The 19,434-nt window shown below is 47.2% G+C and carries 13 protein-coding genes; 10 read left to right on the forward strand and 3 right to left on the reverse strand.

What is annotated here, in order from left to right:
• Nucleotides 1-443 precede the first annotated feature (443 nt).
• The 9 genes from ACW6QF_RS15330 (at nt 444) to ACW6QF_RS15370 (ending at nt 17,702) form a co-directional block, all read left to right on the forward strand.
• The gene (locus tag ACW6QF_RS15330) at nt 444-3,515 is read left to right on the forward strand and encodes a SusC/RagA family TonB-linked outer membrane protein (protein ID WP_456088466.1); all 3,072 of its coding nucleotides are present in this window, start codon (nt 444-446) and stop codon (nt 3,513-3,515) included.
• 24 nt (nt 3,516-3,539) lie between these two features.
• Nucleotides 3,540-5,162, forward strand: coding sequence for a RagB/SusD family nutrient uptake outer membrane protein (locus tag ACW6QF_RS15335; protein ID WP_298552198.1), 1,623 nt, complete (start codon nt 3,540-3,542; stop codon nt 5,160-5,162).
• A gap of 379 nt (nt 5,163-5,541) precedes the next feature.
• On the forward strand, nt 5,542-6,648 hold the full coding sequence (locus tag ACW6QF_RS15340; RefSeq protein ID WP_298552197.1) for a basic secretory protein-like protein: 1,107 nt from the start codon (nt 5,542-5,544) through the stop codon (nt 6,646-6,648).
• Between the two features lie 16 nt (nt 6,649-6,664).
• Nucleotides 6,665-8,992, forward strand: coding sequence for a GH92 family glycosyl hydrolase (locus ACW6QF_RS15345; protein ID WP_298552195.1), 2,328 nt, complete (start codon nt 6,665-6,667; stop codon nt 8,990-8,992).
• Nucleotides 8,993-9,009: 17 nt separating this feature from the next.
• On the forward strand, nt 9,010-11,298 hold the full coding sequence (locus ACW6QF_RS15350) for a GH92 family glycosyl hydrolase (RefSeq protein ID WP_456088452.1): 2,289 nt from the start codon (nt 9,010-9,012) through the stop codon (nt 11,296-11,298).
• 146 nt (nt 11,299-11,444) lie between these two features.
• Entirely contained in the window at nt 11,445-13,760 is a 2,316-nt protein-coding gene (locus ACW6QF_RS15355) for a GH92 family glycosyl hydrolase (protein ID WP_456088453.1), read from the forward strand.
• 64 nt (nt 13,761-13,824) lie between these two features.
• A complete protein-coding gene (locus ACW6QF_RS15360) occupies nt 13,825-14,475 on the forward strand; it encodes a DUF1349 domain-containing protein (RefSeq protein WP_456088454.1) in 651 nt (216 codons plus the stop codon).
• Nucleotides 14,476-14,579: 104 nt separating this feature from the next.
• On the forward strand, nt 14,580-16,226 hold the full coding sequence (locus ACW6QF_RS15365) for a diphosphate--fructose-6-phosphate 1-phosphotransferase (protein ID WP_456088455.1): 1,647 nt from the start codon (nt 14,580-14,582) through the stop codon (nt 16,224-16,226).
• Between the two features lie 90 nt (nt 16,227-16,316).
• The gene (locus ACW6QF_RS15370) at nt 16,317-17,702 is read left to right on the forward strand and encodes a Fic family protein (protein ID WP_456088456.1); all 1,386 of its coding nucleotides are present in this window, start codon (nt 16,317-16,319) and stop codon (nt 17,700-17,702) included.
• Nucleotides 17,703-17,779: 77 nt separating this feature from the next.
• Here the strand turns inward: ACW6QF_RS15370 and ACW6QF_RS15375 are convergent, their stop codons facing one another.
• Nucleotides 17,780-17,935 (reverse strand): hypothetical protein, encoded by a 156-nt coding sequence (locus ACW6QF_RS15375; protein ID WP_456088457.1) that lies wholly within the window; start codon nt 17,933-17,935, stop codon nt 17,780-17,782.
• A 308-nt stretch (nt 17,936-18,243) separates the two neighbouring features.
• Here ACW6QF_RS15375 and ACW6QF_RS15380 point away from each other — a divergent pair, with 308 nt between their 5' ends.
• Complete coding sequence (locus ACW6QF_RS15380; protein ID WP_456088458.1) at nt 18,244-18,645, forward strand: hypothetical protein; 402 nt, start codon at nt 18,244-18,246, stop codon at nt 18,643-18,645.
• A 121-nt stretch (nt 18,646-18,766) separates the two neighbouring features.
• Here the strand turns inward: ACW6QF_RS15380 and ACW6QF_RS15385 are convergent, their stop codons facing one another.
• Together ACW6QF_RS15385 and ACW6QF_RS15390 are read right to left on the reverse strand one after the other, a co-directional pair.
• A complete protein-coding gene (locus ACW6QF_RS15385) occupies nt 18,767-19,183 on the reverse strand; it encodes a DUF2442 domain-containing protein (RefSeq protein WP_456088459.1) in 417 nt (138 codons plus the stop codon).
• A complete protein-coding gene (locus ACW6QF_RS15390; RefSeq protein WP_456088460.1) occupies nt 19,180-19,413 on the reverse strand; it encodes a DUF4160 domain-containing protein in 234 nt (77 codons plus the stop codon). Before ACW6QF_RS15390 ends, ACW6QF_RS15385 begins: the two co-directional genes overlap by 4 nt.
• Between the last annotated feature and the right edge of the window lie 21 nt (nt 19,414-19,434).

Genomic DNA, 19,434 nt, shown 5'->3' on the forward strand with positions numbered 1-19,434 from the left:
GTTAATTATCAGATAAATATACGATAATTCATGTTTTAAAGGGGATATTGTCTTTTTTGCTCAGTACGTTCGGTTACAGGTGGGTGACCGTTTTTGTATAAGGCTTGTCTTTGTATGGTGTCTTGGTTGTACAAAAGAGTGTCATAATCGGTCATTGGCTGAATATGACACCCTTTTTGTATTCCGGTGTTACTCATCTCGTGTTAAGATCCGCTAATATTGCCATCAAATTACAAAAAATTAAAAGATAGAGATTGGATGGTGTTCTTTCAATCTTTCTTTAATAAATATGTTACATGTGTTAAATTAAAAAGCAAAAAATGATGAATGAATCTAAGCTATTATCTCCATGTGGGATAGCGAAGGCCTCAGCCTTGTGCTTGCTAATGTCTGCTTTTTCTGTTAATGCCGTGTTTGCTGCTCCGGAATCGGATAGCAATGTAATGGTGGTGCAACAGGGGAAGACATTGACTGGTACTGTGAAAGACGAGTTTGGTCCGGTCGCAGGTGCTAACATTGTTGTGAAAGGAACAACAAACGGAACGATGACCGACATGAACGGCCATTTCTCCATTTCAAATGTGCCGGTAGGCGCAGTCCTGCAAATTTCTTTTATCGGTTATCTGACAGAAGAAGTGCAGGTTGGTAACCAGTCTTCCATCAATGTCATGTTGAAAGAAGATTCCCAAACATTGGACGAAGTTGTAGTCGTTGGATACGGTACGATGCGCAAATCCGATTTGACAGGTTCTATTTCCCAGGCAAAGGGTACGGAAATTATCAAAGCTCAATCGTTCAATGCCCTTGATGGTTTGAAAGGTAAAGTTGCAGGTGTGAACATTTTCTCCAATACGGGACAGCCGGGTGGCGAGATGCGTGTTGTGATCCGTGGTGTGTCTACCATCAACGCTTCGACTTCTCCTTTGTATGTGGTCGATGGTGTGGTTATGTCAGACTTCCAGTTGTTGAATCCTAATGATATCGAATCGGTCGAGGTGTTAAAGGATGCTTCTTCTGCCGCTATCTATGGTGCTCGTGGTGCCAACGGTGTCGTTTTGGTGACGACCAAGCGTGGTGATGGTGCAAAGGGGGTTCATGTTTCTTACGACGGTTCTGTTTCGGTCGGTATGATGGCGAAGCAGATGGATGTGATGGATTCTTACGAATGGATGGCTGCTTTCAAGCAAGGGTTGGAAAATGCCAATGCTTGGCAGGGAAAGAACTTCACGACCGATTTGTCGCAAATCTTCACGGACGAACGTTTGTTCAATGCTGACGGTACTCCAAAATACAATACGAATTGGCAGGACGAAACCTCCCGAACAGCCGTTTCGCACAATCATCAGATAAGTATTCAGCGTGCTGGTGACGGTTCTTCTGTAGGTGCGTTCATCAACTATACAGACCAACAGGGTATCTTGCTCAATTCTTATTTCAAACGTATCAATGCAAAGTTGGCGTATGATGACAAACCGACCAAGTGGTTGTCTACGTCCGTCAACTTGCTGGTTAACCATACATGGGGTAACCGTACATCCGATAACCCATACGGACAGGGCGCTTTGCGTACGATGATAGAACAGTTGCCGTTCCTTCCGGTTAAGTTGGACGGTGTCTATACGCAGACCAATATCATCAAGACAAGTGGTATTTTGAACGATAAGGACAATCCGAACAGTGGATATCAGAATTTCAGTCCGGAAGGTGTCGGTAACCCAGTCGAATTGTTGGAAAGATTGTATGCGATGCAATATCGTACGAAAATCTTCGGTAATGCCGGTCTTACTTTCCATTTGATGAAAGGGTTGGATTTGAAGACACAGTTCGGTGTGGACTATCAGAACAGCCGTGATGCCAATTACACGCCGTTCACTCCGCGTCCTATGATCAATCAAAACTCTGAAGGTTCGGCCTCTGCCAATAACTCCAACGCGTTGTACTGGCAGGAAGAAACTTATATGAACTATTCTACCTTGTTGGATAAGCATTCTATCAATGCCATGCTCGGATTGTCTTGGCAGGGACGTGAATATACTTATTTCAGTGCTTCAGATAGCAAATTTACGGACGATTTCTACGGTTATTATAACTTAGGTAAAGGAACGAACCGCCCAAGTGTGGGTAGTGATTATGACAAGTGGACGATGAATTCCTATTTCCTCCGTTTGGCTTATTCGTATGACAGTAAGTATATGGCTACGGTGACCGGACGTTATGACGGTTCTTCCAAATTCGGTGCCGGAAATAAGTATGCTTTCTTTCCCTCTGTCGGTTTGGGTTGGTTGATGTCTCGTGAAAGTTTCTTGATTGACAATCCGACTATCAGCAAGTTGAAATTGCACACTTCTTATGGTTTGACGGGTAACTCTGAAATAGGTACTTATCGTTCTTTGGCTACCGTAAGCCAGGGTACTACGATTATCGGTAACGCTTTGCAGACTGTTTCTTATCTGGATAATATGCCGAACGACAAGTTGAAATGGGAAAAGACAGCTCAGTTTGACTTTGGTGCCGAACTCGGTTTGTTTAAGGACCGCTTGAGTTTCGATGTTTCCGGTTATTATAAATATACATCGGACCTGTTGCTTAACCGTCCGGTTCCGGAATCTACCGGCTACTCTTCAATCATGGATAATATCGGTGCTGTATCTAACCGTGGTGTGGATATCTTGGTGACGGCACATCCGGTTCAGACGAAAGATTTCCAGTGGACATCCACAATCAATTTGGGTTACAACAAGAGCCGTGTTGAAAAGCTGGATGAAGGTGCTTCCATCGATCCGATTTCCGGAAAACGTCAGATCACGACCGATGGCTTTGTGGGATATGATATGCTGATTCGTGAAGGCGAACCGTTGTCGGCTTTCTATGGTTACAAACGTGTGGGCATTTATGATGGAAAACCTGAGAATTGGGATCCGGAAACGATGAATATCCCGTCTGTAATCGGTGAGAAGGTGACGACGAAGGACCGTGTGATCATTGGTAACGGTTTGCCTGACTGGATGGGGTCTTTTGTCAATACATTCAACTATAAGAATTTCGATTTGACACTTGATCTTCAGTATTCTTGGGGTGCTGATGTGATGCAGGAATACTATCATTCGACTGTGGCTCGTTTCTTGACAAACGGTCTTGACCGTTTTTATACGGAAGCATGGCATCCGACATTGAATCCGGATGGCAAGGAACAAGCGATTCGTCTGAACAACTTCGGACAGGGTGCTAACAATGCGGCCGATGATGACTGGGTTGCTAATGGTTCTTACTTACGTTGCAACATGATCCAGATTGGATACACGTTCGATCCGAATGTGATCAAACCGCTCGGTCTGTCTTCATTGCGTCTGTATGCCAATGTGAACAATGCTTTCTTGATCACAGCGTCAGACTATCTGGGATATGACCCGGACAACTCCTCTCGTTTGGGTGGTAATAACTGGGGTTCCAACCGTCAGTTCTTTACTTATCCGCGTCCGAGAACATTTATGTTTGGTATCAATGTCGCATTTTAATCCGTCTAAATTATAAAGATCATTATGAAACTAAAGAAAAAATATATTTCATTCATCTGTCTGTGTTCATTGGCGATGAGCTCTTGTGATAGCTTTTTGGAAGAAAAGCCTTTGGATATGAAAGACTCCAATCAGTTCTGGCAGACTCCGGCTGATGCCGAAACAGGTGTGAACGCCTTGTATTTTGGTGGTGTTCCTTATTTGCACAATACGGGTGGCGGTTGGACTCCCAAGGCTACTTGTTGGGGAGGTATTATCTCCGGTTTGTATGTCGACAGACGGAAAGACCGTCAGTTTACGAATGCCTCTGAGGGTTGTAACTTCAATGTCGCATCGTTCGATAGCCAGGCTATGAGCTATTGGCATGAATTTTACAAAGGAATCTCGCGTGCTAATTTCGTGATTGCCAATGTGCCGAATATGACAGATGTGTTGAGCGCGGAAACAATCAAGAATTATGTGGCTCAAGGGAAGTTCTTCCGTGCCTATGCTTATTTTTGGTTGGTAAAGGAGTTTGGTGATGTGCCTTATGTCTCTGAACCTTATACTTCTACGGAGGGAATGTTTAAGGAACGTGTTCCGGCTGCTGAAATTTATGGTTATATCGAACAGGATTTGCTTGATATCGTAAACAACAATGCGTTGCCAAACAAGGCTTTCTATGACAATGGTTGTTATGCCACACTTCCGATGGCACAGACACTGTTGGCTCAGGTTTATTTGCAACGTGCCGGTGCTCCGATGAACGGGGGGAATGCCGATTACGAAAAGGCTGCCCAGATGGCTTTGCGGGTGGTTGAAGGCGGTCAGCATGCCTTGATTCAGCCGAACGGAAGTAGCGATGACCTCAATTCGGCTTTCAACATCATCAAGACGACGAATACTTCAAACGAAATCATCTACGCAAAAGAGTATAACTACTCAAATCACAATGTAGGTAACTCTTATGCTGTTCATTCAATGGGTTCCGATGCGTTCCAGTGGAAAGATGCGACTGGCAATGGTATTTTCCACCCAGGAGGTGATGTGCTGGAAAATATTTATTTGCCTTGCGACATGATCATTAACAGTTATGATCCGGCCGATATCCGTGGACATGAAAAGCAGTTCTTCTTTAAGGAGTATACGGATGCAACAGGTGTGAACCATACATTGAATAATTATGGCAACTGGGCTTGGTTTGATGAAAAAGCTTTGATGGAAGGGCATGACGGTGATTATAATATGCCGACATTCCGGTATGCTGAAGTATTGTTGATCGCAGCTGAGGGGTTGGCACGTGTCGGTCAAGAAAGCGCGGCATTAGGCTATTTGAATCAGGTTCGTCAACGTGCTGGTTTGACAAACGAAACTGCAACGGGCGATGCATTGATTCAGTCTATTCTGACAGAGCGTTTACATGAATTTCCGTTGGAATTTAAGGTTTGGGATGATATTCGTCGTACTCGTTTGTATCCGGAAGAAGCCGGAGCGCATTCCGGTAAGCTTAATTGGGTACCCCTGTCTTCTGCCAAGATCCAGAACAAACCGGACGGACAGATTCGTGTAGGTGCTATTCCCGAATATGCCTTGTTGTGGCCGATTCCTTTGGATGAAATGCAGGCTAACCCTGCTTTGCAAGGACATCAGAATCCGGGGTGGAATTGATGAATTGATAAACAGGAGAGAGGCCTGATTATGTGAAAAGAGGCTGCGACGTAAAAAATAATTACGACACAGCCTCTTTTATTCATAAATATTGAACTCTTTGGAAAAGTGTCATAATCGTCTTAAAAGGTGTCATGATCGATAAATGTCAGTTTATGGTACTCTTTTGGTCTTCGGATGTTACTTCTTTATTGAAAAATATAGCTAATATTGCTATGGATTTGGAAAATTCTATAAGGGTATAAAGTATATAGCTTAATGTAAAAATGATAGGGAGTTTGTGTTTTTAGTTTTAAGCATTCGCCGGAGATACTTGGCGATCTCCGGTAGAATGTTTGTTTGATTTTTGAATGAAAACGGAATTAAATATATTGAAGATATGAAGTTGTATGTATCGTTATTGATAGGGGGATTATTGTGTTCTTGTCAGGCAAAATTACCGGTGAATGTTCCCGAATTGTCTGATGGAAATCCGACAACCTGTTTTGTGGGAACGGAAGGGGTGAATAAAGTGATTTTTGATCAGCAATATACTGTTCCCGTCCAAAGTTATAAAATCTATTCGTCCGGCGAGACGCCTGTACATGATCCGTCTGCCTGGACATTGAAAGGTTCTTATGATGGGAAGAACTGGGTGGTTGTGGATGAACGGAAAGACCAGACGTTCTGTTCCCGCTATCAGGAAATCCTTTGCCCGATCGCCAAGCCTTCCAATTATAAACAATATATGCTGGAAGCCGCAACGGCAGCCGGTGATACGCTGGTGTTGGGAGATGTGATGTTGTTTGATGAGAATTTGAATGCCGGTTGGGAGGATTTCGAATATCCGGAAATCGATTACGAAGTGATTGACCCGGAAACTAAGGGGGCTGCCATTTATGCGGATCTTGTCCAGAATCCGGACGAATACATACGTTATCATGCTCGAAAGGTAGCCGAAATTCTTTTCTATTCGGCAAAAGATACGATGAATGATGTTCAAAAGGTTCATTATACGTTGAAAGATTATGACGGAGTTTCAGCCAAGAGCGGTAATCCGGCCAATACCTCGATTGTCTATAGTACGCAACATATCGAGAAATCAGCGAACGAATCCCTTTATAAACTCGATTTCGAAACACGTGGCGTTCTCTACCATGAATTGGTACACGCTTACCAGTTCGAGCCGAAAGGAATCGGTTCCTACTCGACCAACAAGACATTCTGGGCTTCTATCGAAGGCCTGGCGGATGCCGTCCGCGCCCAGGCAGGATATTTCGATATGAGTACCCGTAAACCGGGCGGAAACTGGATGGACGGTTATCGTACGACCGGCTTTTTTATCCAATGGCTGACGACCAAAGACCCGGATGCCATCCGCAAGTTCCATGAGACGGTCCGCGACCTCGACGAATGGAGTTTCGACAAAGCGATGAAGCGTATGTTCGGCGAAGATGCCAGCATTGAAGGACTGTGGAACGAGTATCAAGTCTTTTTATCAAAATAAAATAGAAACAAGATCCATGAAGAAGACTATTCTTTTATTTTCTGCATTGCTGACCTTTGGGAGCTTGTCCGCTCAGGATAAGACCGCATGGGTGAACCCGATTATCGGGACGAACGGGATGGGGCATACGTTTCCGGGGGCTTGCGTGCCTTTCGGACTGGTTCAGTTGAGTCCGGACACGGACACGATCCCTCATAACGTGGATGGCAAGTATCAGCCGCGTGCTTATGAATATTGTGCCGGCTATCAACATAAGGACAGCAGTATCGTCGGGTTCAGCCATACGCATTTTAGCGGAACTGGGCATTCCGACCTCGGCGATATCCTGATTATGCCGGTTACCGGCGAATTGAAACTGAATCCCGGAACGGCAACCGACCCGGACGGCGGCTACCGTTCGCGTTTCTCACACGATACGGAGGTATCCCGTCCCGGCTACTATGAAGTGATGCTGGCCGACTACGGCGTGAAAGCACAACTGACGGCAACCAAGCGGGTGGGCGTACATAAATATACGTTCCCGAAAGATGCCGGGAACCAGCGGATCATCTTAGATATGATCCACGGTATCTACAATTACGACGGAAAAGTCCTTTGGACGAATATCCGGGTCGAAAACGATACGCTGGTCACGGGCTATCGTATCACGAACGGATGGGCGCGTACCAACTATACCTACTTTGCCATGTCTTTCTCCAAACCGGTCGTTCATTACGGATGCGAGGAAAAAGCAAAAGTCAATTACCGGGGCGGATACGGCAAATTCAATATGAAAGAAAACTTCCCGGATATAGGCGGACGCAAGATCGTCGCTTATTTCGATTTCGATCCGGCGGCTTCCGAGGAATTGGAAGTGAAAGTGGCGCTTTCGGGAGTCAGTGCCGACGGTGCTTTGAAAAATCTGCAGGCTGAAGCCTCCGGCCATAGTTTCGACCGGTTGGCGGCTCGTGCCGGTGAAACCTGGAATAAGGAATTGTCCGTTATCGAAGCCAATGGCACGGACGACCAGTTGGCGATGCTGTACACCTCTTTGTATCACACCATGATCAATCCTTGTGTCTATACGGATGTGGACGGACTGTATCGCGGATTGGATCATAATATCCACAAGGCGGACGATTTCACGAACTACACGGTCTTTTCCGTTTGGGACACCTATCGTGCCCTGCATCCGCTGTTCAACATCATCAACCGCCGGGTAAATACGGATATCGCCCGCTCTATGCTGAAGCATTGCGAGCAAAGCGTGCATAAGGCTTTGCCTATCTGGAGCCATATGGCAAATGAAAACTGGTGCATGATCGGATATCATTCCGTTTCCGTTTTGGCCGATGCCGTGGCGAAAGGTCTTCCGTTAGACAAGGAAGAGGTTTTGAAAGCGATGGTGAGCAGTTCCACGATCCCTTACCTGGACGGGACCGGCGAATACATGGAAAAGGGGTATGTCGCACTCGATCATAACGGCAGCGCCGCTTCCCTGACGTTGGAATATGCCTATGACGACTGGACCATCTACCACACGGCGCTTTTGGCCGGCAACCGTTCTGTTGCCGATACGTATAAAAAACGGGCGGCCAATTATACGAATGTTTTCGATACGAATATGGGGTATGCCCGTCCTCGTTATGCCGACGGACGCTGGAAAGAGAATTTCAACTTGCTGAACACGCATGGCGAAGGTTTTATCGAAGGAAATGCCTTGAACTATTCTTTCTATGTGCCGCAGGATGTGGACAACATGATCCGCCTGATGGGAGGGGACAAGTCGTTTGTCTCCAAGCTCGATTCCCTGTTTACGATGCACCTGCCTGCCGAGTTTTTCGCCCAGACCGAGGATGTGACGGAGGAAGGCTTGCTGGGCGGCTATGTGCATGGCAACGAACCGAGCCATCATATCCCGTTCCTGTATGCCTGGACCTCGCAACCTTGGAAAACGCAATACTGGCAGCGTGAAATCATGAATAAAATGTATCGCAATAATATCGACGGCCTGTGCGGTAACGACGATTGCGGCCAGATGTCTGCCTGGTATATCCTGTCTTCGATGGGGTTCTATCCGGTTTGTCCGGGTACGGACCAGTATGTGCTGGGAGCTCCTTACTTGCCTTATATAAAGGTTATGCTGGAGAACGGAAAGACTTTTGAGGTAAAGGCCGACAAGGTGAGCGACAAGAACCGCTATGTCAAGTCGGTCAAGTTGAACGGCAAGCCTTATACAAAAGGATATATCACCCAGCAGGATATCATGGATGGTGGTGTCCTGACTTTCGAGATGTCGTCTTCCCCCAACAAGAAACGTCTCTTTACGGGGACTGACAAACCCTATTCTTTGTCTTCTAATTAATTAAACATATTCTATCCATGAAGAAATTATTTATTTTAGCGATTACGCTTTGCAGCAGCCTCTTTACGGTGGATGCGGCCGACAAAAAGGACCTGGTGGATTACGTGAATCCGCTGGTCGGGAGCCAGTCGAAAATATCCCTTTCGACAGGTAATACTTATCCGGCGATTGCCATGCCCTGGGGTATGAATTTCTGGATGCCACAGACCGGAAAGATGGGAGACGGCTGGGCGTACACATACGATGCGGACAAAATCCGTGGTTTCAAGCAGACTCATCAGCCCAGCCCGTGGATCAACGATTACGGACAGTTCGCCATCATGCCCGTTACCGGTAAAGTGGTGTTTAACCAGGACAAACGCGCCAGCTGGTTCTCCCATAAGGCAGAAGTGGCAAAACCGAATTATTACCGGGTGTATCTGGCAGACCATGACGTTGTGACGGAAATCACGCCGACGGAACGTGCCGCCATGTTCCGCTTCACTTTCCCCGAATCGGACAACTCGTATGTGATTGTCGATGCTTTCGACCGTGGTTCTTATATCAAGATCATACCCGGAGAAAACAAGATCGTCGGCTATACGACTCGTAACAGCGGAGGGGTTCCTCAGAACTTCCGCAACTATTTCGTCGTCGTGTTCGACAAACCGTTTACCTATAAGGCGACTGTCGGCGACGATGAGATCCGCAAAGGCGAAACCGAAGCGAAAGAGAACCATACCGGTGCCATTATCGGGTTTTCCACCCGTAAGGGCGAGATTGTCCATGCTCGCGTAGCTTCTTCCTTTATCAGCCCTGAACAGGCGGAATTGAACCTGAATGAATTGGGAGGCCGTTCGTTTGACGAAATAGCCGAGGCCGGCCGTCAGGTATGGAATGAGACATTGGGACGTATTGCTGTCGAAGATAACGATGTGGACAAACTGCGCACGTTCTATTCCTGTCTGTACCGTTCGCTGCTTTTCCCGCGCAGCTTCTACGAATTGGATGCCAATGGCAAAGTGGTGCACTACAGTCCGTATAACGGAGAGGTGCTGCCGGGTTATATGTTCACCGATACCGGTTTCTGGGATACGTTCCGTTGCCTGTTCCCGTTCCTGAACCTGATGTATCCGGATATGAATACGAAGATGCAGGAGGGGCTTGCCAATACTTATAAAGAGAGCGGCTTCCTGCCGGAATGGGCAAGTCCGGGACATCGTGGCTGCATGGTCGGCAACAACTCGGCTTCCGTCGTGGCGGATGCTTACCTGAAAGGACTTCGCGGATATGATATCGAGACGCTTTGGGAGGCTGTCGTGCATGGGGCCAACAGTGTACATCCGAAGGTGAAATCGACCGGACGCTTAGGATATGATTATTACAATGAATTGGGCTATGTGCCTTATAACGTGAAAATCAACGAAAGCGCCGCCCGCACGTTGGAATATGCTTATGACGACTGGGCTATCTATAAATTAGGGAAGGCTTTGGGCAAACCGGAATCCGAAATTGCCATTTTCGCGAAACATGCCATGAACTATAAGAACCTGTTCGATCCGGAAACCAAGTTGATGCGTGGCCGTAACGAGGACGGCTCGTTCCAGTCTCCGTTCAATCCGCTGAAATGGGGAGACGCCTTTACGGAAGGCAACAGCTGGCATTATACTTGGTCGGTTTTCCATGACCCGAAGGGGCTGATCGAACTGATGGGAGGAAAGGTCGGTTTCAATGCCATGATGGATTCCGTATTCAATGTCCCGCCTTTGTTCGATGACAGCTATTACGGCGGCGTGATCCATGAGATCCGCGAAATGCAGATTATGAACATGGGGAATTATGCGCATGGCAACCAGCCGATCCAGCACATGATCTACCTGTACAACTATTCCGGCGAACCTTGGAAAGCACAGTATTGGGTGCGTGAAGTGATGGACAAGCTCTATTTCGCGACTCCCGACGGCTATTGCGGGGATGAGGACAACGGGCAGACTTCGGCATGGTATGTATTCTCGGCTCTCGGCTTCTATCCGGTTTGTCCGGGTACGGACCAGTATATCTTGGGGTCTCCGCTGTTCAAAAGCGTGACGCTGAATCTGGAAAACGGCAAGAAGGTCGTGATCAAGGCCAACAATAATGGCGAGGCGAATCGTTACATCTCGTCTATGAAAGTGAATGGCAAGAACTATACGAAGAATTATCTGACACATGGCGACTTGATGCGTGGCATGAACATTCTTTATAATATGTCGGCCACACCGAACAAGAGCCGGGGTACGCAGGACAGTGACGCTCCTTACTCATTCTCCAATGAATTGGGAAAATAATCGGAATGTATATAGATTAGCCGGAAGCATTAATATTAACATAAGCACTTAATTATAATAGCATTTCCGGCAAAGCTATAATCAAAAGGGCTATTTGGACCTTGTTTCAGATAGTCCTTTTTATTTATAACGACAATAGTTTGAATATGAAATTACGAATTTGTACTTTGATCGCTGCGTCGTGTGCCGCCTTATCCGGCACGGCACAGAATGAAAAATTGACGGAATACGTCAATCCGCTGGTAGGAACGGATGGTTACGGCAATGTGTATCCGGGGGCGCAGATCCCGTTCGGAGGGATCCAGATCAGCCCGGATACGGATGCCAAATACTATGACGCGGCTGCCGGCTATAAGTATAACCACACTTCGATCCTGGGCTTCAGCCTGACGCATCTTAGCGGGACCGGTATTCCCGACCTGGGCGATTTCCTGTTTATCCCCGGAACTGGAGAGATGAAACTGGAACCCGGAAGCCGTGAGAACCCTGATGAGGGCTATCGCTCCCGGTACACGCACGACGAGGAACAGGCCACTCCTGACTATTATGCCGTTCGCTTGCAGGACTACGGAGTAAAGGCGGAGATGACGGCAGGACTGCGGAGCGGAATGTTCCGTTTCACCTATCCCGAATCGGAAAAATCATTTATCATGATCGATATGAACCATACGCTTTGGCAGTCGTGCGAATGGGCCAATCTGCGTATGGAAAACGATTCGACCATCACGGGCTATAAGCTGGTGAAAGGATGGGGGCCTGAACGCCACGTCTATTTTACGGCTGTCTTTTCCAGAAAATTGACGGGCCTGCGTTTCATGCAGGATAAAAAGCCGGTGATCTATAATACATCCCGGTTCAGGAGCGACCGCGAGGCCTGGGGGAAGAACCTGATGGCTTGCCTCTCTTTCGCAACCGGGGAAGGGGAGGAAGTGATCGTGAAAACGGCTATCTCTTCCGTCAGTACCGCCGGAGCGAAGATGAACATGCAGGAACTGGACGGGTTGACATTCGACAGCCTCAAGGAGAAAGGGGAGGACCTGTGGGAGAAAGAATTGCAAAAATACCGGATTACCGCCGACCGCAAGACAAAGGAAACGTTTTATACTTCCGCCTACCATGCCGCCCTCCATCCGTTTGTTTTCCAGGATGCGGATGGCCGTTTCAGGGGCCTGGACAAGAATATCGGGCAGGCGAAAGGCTTTACCAACTATACGACTTTTTCCTTGTGGGACACCTACAGGGCTTTGCATCCCTGGTTCAACTTAGTGCATCAGGACATAAATGCCGATATCGCCAACTCGATGTTGGCCCACTTTGACAAGAGCGTGGAGAAGATGCTCCCGATCTGGTCTTTTTACGGGAACGAGACATGGTGCATGATCGGCTATCATGCGGTTTCCGTCCTGGCGGATATGATCGTCAAAGGGGTGAAGGGCTTCGACTACGAACGGGCGTATGAGGCGATGAAAACGACTGCCTTGAACGAACATTACGACTGTCTGCCCGACTATATGCGGAATGGTTACGTCCCGTTTGACAAAGAGGCGGAGTCGGTTTCCAAAACATTGGAATATGCCTATGACGACTATTGCATCGCACAGGCCGCCAAGGCGTTGGGCAAGACTGACGATTACCGGTATTTTCTGAACCGTTCGCTGTCTTACCAGACCTTGATCGACCCGGAAACGAAGTATATGCGTGGCCGTGACAGCAAAGGGGACTGGCGTACGCCGTTTGCCCCGATCGCCTACCAGGGACCGGGTTCCGTCAATGGCTGGGGAGACATTACGGAAGGGTTCACCATGCAATACACCTGGACCGTCCCGCACGACGTACAGGGATATATCAACCTGGCAGGGAAAAAGTGGTTCGAGAAACGTTTGGATGAACTCTTCACCGTCGAGTTGCCGGATGATATACCGGGCGCTCACGATATTCAAGGGCGTATCGGCGGCTACTGGCATGGTAACGAACCTTGCCATCATGTCGCCTATCTGTACAACTATTTAGGCAAACCCTGGAAATGCCAGAAGTGGATCAGGGAGATCGTTGCCCGTTTTTATGGCAACGAACCGGGCTCGTTGAGCGGGAATGACGACTGCGGACAGATGTCGGCCTGGTATATGTTCAACTGCGCAGGCTTTTATCCGGTAGCCCCTTCCAGCAATATCTATAACATCGGCTCTCCGTGTGTAGAGGCGCTTTCGATCCGGATGAGCAACGGAAACGAAATAAAGATGACCACGGAAAACTGGTCGGAAGAGAACGTCTATGTCAAAGAGCTATATGTCAACGGAAAGAAATATGATAAATCCTATCTGGCCTATGAGGATGTGCAGGCAGGAATTACCCTGCACTTTGTGATGAGCGGCAAACCGAACTACAAGCGTGCCGTTTCGGCGGACGCCCGTCCCGCCTCGTTGTCGTCACCGGGCAAAACGATGTTTTACCAAATTAAATAGGAGCGGGAGTTTTTCTTTTTGTCCATAAGCGTATACCTTTGTCGAAATAATTAAAACGAAAATAATGAAAAAGATGATTTTGGGAGTGCTTGCATTCCTGTTGATACAGATGGCATCCGGACAGACTCTGGAAAAGATGCAGTGGTTTAACGAGCCGGAGAAATGGGAGGTCAAGGAGCAGGCATTGTCGATGTTTGTCACCCCGCAAAGCGATTACTGGCGCATATCCCATTACGGTTTTACCGTCGATGACGCGCCTTTCTATTATGCCATCTACGGAGGTGAGTTTGAAGTGAAAGTAAAAGTGACGGGCGATTATAGAGCACGTTTTGACCAGGCCGGGCTGATGCTTCGGATCGATCACGAAAATTATATTAAGGCTGGTATCGAGTTTGTAGACGGGAAATTCAATCTGAGCACCGTCGTCACCCATAAAACGAGCGACTGGAGTGTGATTTCGTTGGATAAGCCGGTTCCGTATATCTGGATCAAAGCGGTCAGGCGGTTGGATGCCGTGGAGATATTCTATTCGTTTGACGACAAGGAATACACCATGATGCGCAATGCCTGGTTGCAGGATAACATCCCGGTAAAGGTCGGTTTTATGGCTGCCTGCCCGGACGGAAGCGGTTTCCAGGCGAAGTTCGAGCACTTTAAAGTGACGCATCTGCCCGATATGCGCAGGTTGGAATGGCTGAAGAAAAATGCGGAATAAAGGGCTATATCGTATTATCTTCTTTCGCGAATACAGAAAAATTTCTATATTTGCACCGCCTTTAATTAGGAATCAGATACTTTCTAAATAAATCAGATTAAGAAATGACAAAGAGTGCATTACAAATTGCAAGAGCAGCTTACCAGCCAAAGGTTCCCGCTGCATTGAAAGGCGCTGTAAAAGCCGTAGATGGTGAGTACACACAATCAGTCGCCGATCAGGACGAAATCAAAGAGTTATTCCCGAACACGTACGGAATGCCTGTCGTTACTTTCGAAAAGAGTAACGAGAAGAAAGAGCTGCCGGCCATGAATGTCGGTGTGATCCTTTCCGGTGGCCAGGCTCCTGGCGGTCATAACGTGATTGCAGGTCTGTTCGACGGTATCAAGGCTAACAACGCAGCTTCTCGTCTGTATGGCTTCATCCTGGGCCCCGGTGGTCTGATCGATCATAAATATATGGAACTGACGGCTGACATTATCGACGAATACCGTAACACGGGTGGTTTCGATATGATCGGTTCAGGTCGTACCAAACTCGAAACAAAAGAACAATTCGACAAGGGTCTGGAAATCCTGAAAGAGCTGGACATCAAGGCACTGGTTATCATTGGTGGCGACGATTCCAACACGAATGCGTGCGTATTGGCCGAATATTACAAAGCAATCAACGCAGGTGTACAGGTAATCGGCTGTCCGAAGACAATCGACGGTGACCTGAAGAACGAACAGATCGAAACTTCTTTCGGTTTCGACACGGCTTGCAAGGTTTATTCGGAAGTTATTGGCAATATCCAGCGTGACTGCAACTCCGCACAGAAATACTGGCACTTCATCAAGCTGATGGGACGTTCCGCTTCCCACATCGCTTTGGAATGCGCTTTGCAGACTCAGCCGAACATCTGTATCATCTCTGAAGAAGTGGAAGAAAAGAACATGTCTTTGGACGATATCGTGACGTATATCGCCGGCATCGTTGCAAAACGTGCTGCCGAGGGCAACAACTTCGGTACGGTGCTGATCCCCGAAGGCCTGATCGAATTCGTTCCGGCCATGAAACGCCTGATCGCCGAGTTGAACGACTTCCTGGCTAAACACGATACCGAATTCAAGATGATCAAGAAGAGCGAACAGCGTGCTTACATCATCAGCAAGCTGACAAAAGAAAACTCCGACTTGTATGCTTCCCTGCCGGAAGGCGTGGCACGTCAGTTGTCACTCGATCGCGACCCGCACGGAAATGTACAGGTTTCTCTGATCGAAACAGAAAAATTGCTTTCTGAAATGGTCGGCAAGAAGTTGGCTGAATGGAAGGTTGAAGGCAAATACGCCGGCAAGTTCGCCGCACAGCACCACTTCTTCGGTTACGAAGGCCGTTGCGCCGCTCCGTCCAACTACGATGCAGACTACTGCTATTCCTTGGGCTATACGGCTTCCTGCCTGATCGCTGCCGGCAAGACCGGTTATATGTCTTCCGTGCGCAACACGACTGCTCCGGCCGACAAGTGGATCGCCGGCGGTATCCCCGTAACCATGATGATGAACATGGAAAAACGCCACGGCGAAATGAAACCGGTTATCCAGAAAGCCTTGGTGAAACTCGACGGCGCTCCTTTCAAGAAATTCGCCGCCAACCGCGACGAATGGGCAATGACGACAAGCTATGTCTATCCCGGCCCTATCCAGTATTTCGGCCCGACTGAAGTATGCGACGAACCGACCAAGACATTGCAGTTGGAACAGGCTAAATAATATATCCAACGAGATATAATCAATAAATGATAGAGGTAAGGCATTTCGCTTTACCTCTATTTTTTTATCTTTACGGAAAAATAAAAGGATATGGATAATTTGCAGCAGTTATTGGACGAATGGCAGGCCCTTCAGCCTCTGAAGCCGGAAGATGAGAAGCGGTTAGACCGCAAGTTCAGGTTAGAGTTTAATTATAATTCGAATCATCTGGAGGGGAATACACTGACGTATGGCCAAACAAAACTTTTGTTTATGTTTGGTGAGACATCCGGCTCTGCTTCCTTGAAAGATTATGAAGAAATGAAAGCCCATAATGTCGGTCTGGAGATGATGAAACAGGAAGCAATGGATAAAGAACGTCCCTTGACCGAGCAATTTATCCGTGAACTGAATAAGACAATTCTTGTCCAGGATTATTGGAAGGATGCCAAAACCCCTACAGGTACAAAGACGCGTATGGAGATAAAGGTCGGAGTGTATAAATCCCGCCCTAATTCGGTTATAACAGCGACAGGGGAGGAATTTCATTATGCATTGCCGGAAGAAACACCCGCTTTTATGACGGATTTGGTAGATTGGTATAATGCGGAGGCGGCAAAAGGCGTCCTATCTCCGGTGGAACTGGCCGCCTTGTTGCATTACCGCTATATCCGCATTCATCCTTTTGAAGATGGTAATGGGCGTATTGCACGCCTGTTGGTGAATTATATATTGTTTCGGAACGGTTATCCGATGATTGTGATCCATACGGAAGATAAGCAAAATTATTTGCGGGTTCTGCATCAATGTGATGTGGCGGTCGGCCTGACTCCTTCGGATGGTGCGAATGCTTCGCTGGATAAAATCAGGCCGTTTGTCGGTTATCTGAATGATTGTGCGGAACGTGCTTTGCGAATCGGCATAAAGGCTGCTAAAGGCGAGAATATAGAAGAGGAGGATGATTTTGAAAAAGAATTGGCTGTTTTGCAGCGGCAGATAAGGAAAGAAGAGGTGAAAAACGATTCGCCTAAGTTTAGCGTCGAGATGGTTTTGGATGTATTGGAAAAGGTGTATAAACCCTTCGTGAAGAAGTTAGAGGAAGCGGTTGCCCCTTCGGAGGTGTTTTTTATGTCTGTCCGGAAATATGACTGGATCAGCAAAGGGCTTGACCTGATTGCGGATGGAATGATGCAAACATCTTCCGTTTCAAAAGAAACGTTGGATGACCCTAAAATACAAGAGATACTTGGAAATGCCCATGCATTCGTTTTTCGGATCGATTTATCCGAACCTAAGCGGGAATATAATATGGAATCGATAGCCGTTAGGATAGATGGCCGTATATTCTTGGAAGAAACCTATTATACCTTTGCCTCTGATCCGGATAAACTTTACCCATATGCGACTTATCCTTCTTTGGAAGATATAGCCCGAATGATTCAGTCCATAAAAGCCGGTATCCTTTTAAGCATAAGAAAGGCGGCCAAAGCGGAATAGCTGTTGCGTGTCTTTCGTGGATTGTCGGTTGGAAAAGGAGGCTATAACCAAGATGGTTCGGGGAATCATATCCGGTATTACAGCTCGCCCGGCCGTTCATCGCCGGCTTCTCCTCCTTCTCCTTTCTTCTTGCTGCCGCGCTGGTTGCGGGCGGTGCGAGTTTCGGCGATCAGGGTGTTGACGCTCCGGATGAAAGCGGCCGTCCCAACTTGGGACGACCGTTTTTGTGACAAAAAGTAATTTACCCAAGTCGGGACCGCTGTTTTAGAAAGCCAAAGAGCACGAATCCACTATATTTTCGGCCTTTTTTTATTTGCATGTTTACGAAAAAACTTATATTTGCAGCGACTAACATTATTTCCCAGAAGCAGTGAACCTGCTTCTGCATGGATGCAGGCATTTTTATGCCTGTCTCTATCCCCATAGGCGGTTCCGTACCCCCGTGGGGAGCATTAATGTGCCTCCAGCTTCTGGGAAGTGTTAGTCAACGGGAAAGGCGGGACCGTTTTTTTTCGCCCTACTTTTAATACCTTATTATATTATGGAAGCAGCAAACACCTTGACACTCCCGGCAGAAGCTATCCAAGAGGTCTTTTTCAGGGAAGAAGCCAGCCGTATCCGGAAAGCGTTCGCCAACAAAAGCGATGAAGACGACCTGGATTATCTCCTTCACCAGTTACGATGCATAAAAAGCCTGATGGTACATCTGGAATTGCCTTGGGATCGCCTGATCACTGTCCTTTTCAGATGTTTCGCTTATTACATGCGGCAACCGAATGTGGAGAACACCCGTAAAACCTACCAACTGGCTACCCAGCTGATGGATTGCATCGTCTTCATGTCCCGGAACGGAAGGGTGATGAATGCATTAGTCGAGTTCTTTGATCACCAGATCGACGATCTTGACAAATTGTTGGCGGAAAAAAACGAAACCCAGCCTTAATAGGTTAGAAACCGGAGATAGGGGCAGGGATGGGACTTGCCTCTATTTTAGGAGAGACTGAATGTTGATCAGAAACCAATCGATGATGCCTCGCGATTCGAAACTTCCGGATCTCTTTTTGTCATCCGACCTCTTGTAACGCCTTGCCCAGTGTATGAAGTTCATTGATGATTTCTTTCCTTCTTGCCTCGGAAGGCTTTTTGGAACCGCAGATGTAGGCGGCCATCAGACTTTGCTTGATTCCCAGGCGGCGGGCGAGAGCGGCAACATTGATTTCCGGGAAATTCTTGAACATCCGATAAAATTCAGTCTTATCGCTAAGCGTTTCCTCTTGCAAAAATCCTTCATAGCATAAGTCTTCATCCAGATCCGGCCAGTGAATGCCGACATTGTCGGTTTCAAAATTCTGCAATTGTTCGGGAGAAGCGTTTCTCAGGCGTTCGTAATCGGCAATAGCTTCCCGGTGCTCTATGCCATCGGCGGTGAGTATATGTACGAATTTGTTATCGACCCAAGTTTTTATGACATCTGGTTTCATAAGATTACCTCCTTTCTGTTTTTGTTGAAAAATTCGTTCCACCTTTCGGATCTCAACTCCTTATTCTCTTCAATGATCATTTCTGCCAGTTTTATTTCATTGGATTGTAATCCATTGTTTGTTATCAAGGTTATTTCCGGCTCAATGTTGAACTTTGCACTTTCTTTTATACTTCCTTTTCCTTTGATCACATGTACATGTATTGGTTCATGATTATTGGAGTAGAACATAAAACGTAATCCGAAAAATGT

It is taken from the genome of Parabacteroides sp., assembly GCF_977054455.1.

Bases quoted from the DNA above. Each gene is read 5' to 3' on its own strand.
- ACW6QF_RS15330 (WP_456088466.1), top strand. From the start codon at position 444: ATGGTGGTGCAACAGGGGAAGACATTGACTGGTACTGTGAAAGACGAG.
- ACW6QF_RS15335 (WP_298552198.1), top strand. From the start codon at position 3,540: ATGAAACTAAAGAAAAAATATATTTCATTCATCTGTCTGTGTTCATTG.
- ACW6QF_RS15340 (WP_298552197.1), top strand. From the start codon at position 5,542: ATGAAGTTGTATGTATCGTTATTGATAGGGGGATTATTGTGTTCTTGT.
- ACW6QF_RS15345 (WP_298552195.1), top strand. From the start codon at position 6,665: ATGAAGAAGACTATTCTTTTATTTTCTGCATTGCTGACCTTTGGGAGC.
- ACW6QF_RS15350 (WP_456088452.1), top strand. From the start codon at position 9,010: ATGAAGAAATTATTTATTTTAGCGATTACGCTTTGCAGCAGCCTCTTT.
- ACW6QF_RS15355 (WP_456088453.1), top strand. From the start codon at position 11,445: ATGAAATTACGAATTTGTACTTTGATCGCTGCGTCGTGTGCCGCCTTA.
- ACW6QF_RS15360 (WP_456088454.1), top strand. From the start codon at position 13,825: ATGAAAAAGATGATTTTGGGAGTGCTTGCATTCCTGTTGATACAGATG.
- ACW6QF_RS15365 (WP_456088455.1), top strand. From the start codon at position 14,580: ATGACAAAGAGTGCATTACAAATTGCAAGAGCAGCTTACCAGCCAAAG.
- ACW6QF_RS15370 (WP_456088456.1), top strand. From the start codon at position 16,317: ATGGATAATTTGCAGCAGTTATTGGACGAATGGCAGGCCCTTCAGCCT.
- ACW6QF_RS15380 (WP_456088458.1), top strand. From the start codon at position 18,244: ATGGAAGCAGCAAACACCTTGACACTCCCGGCAGAAGCTATCCAAGAG.
- ACW6QF_RS15385 (WP_456088459.1), bottom strand. From the start codon at position 19,183: ATGAAACCAGATGTCATAAAAACTTGGGTCGATAACAAATTCGTACAT.
- ACW6QF_RS15390 (WP_456088460.1), bottom strand. From the start codon at position 19,413: ATGTTCTACTCCAATAATCATGAACCAATACATGTACATGTGATCAAA.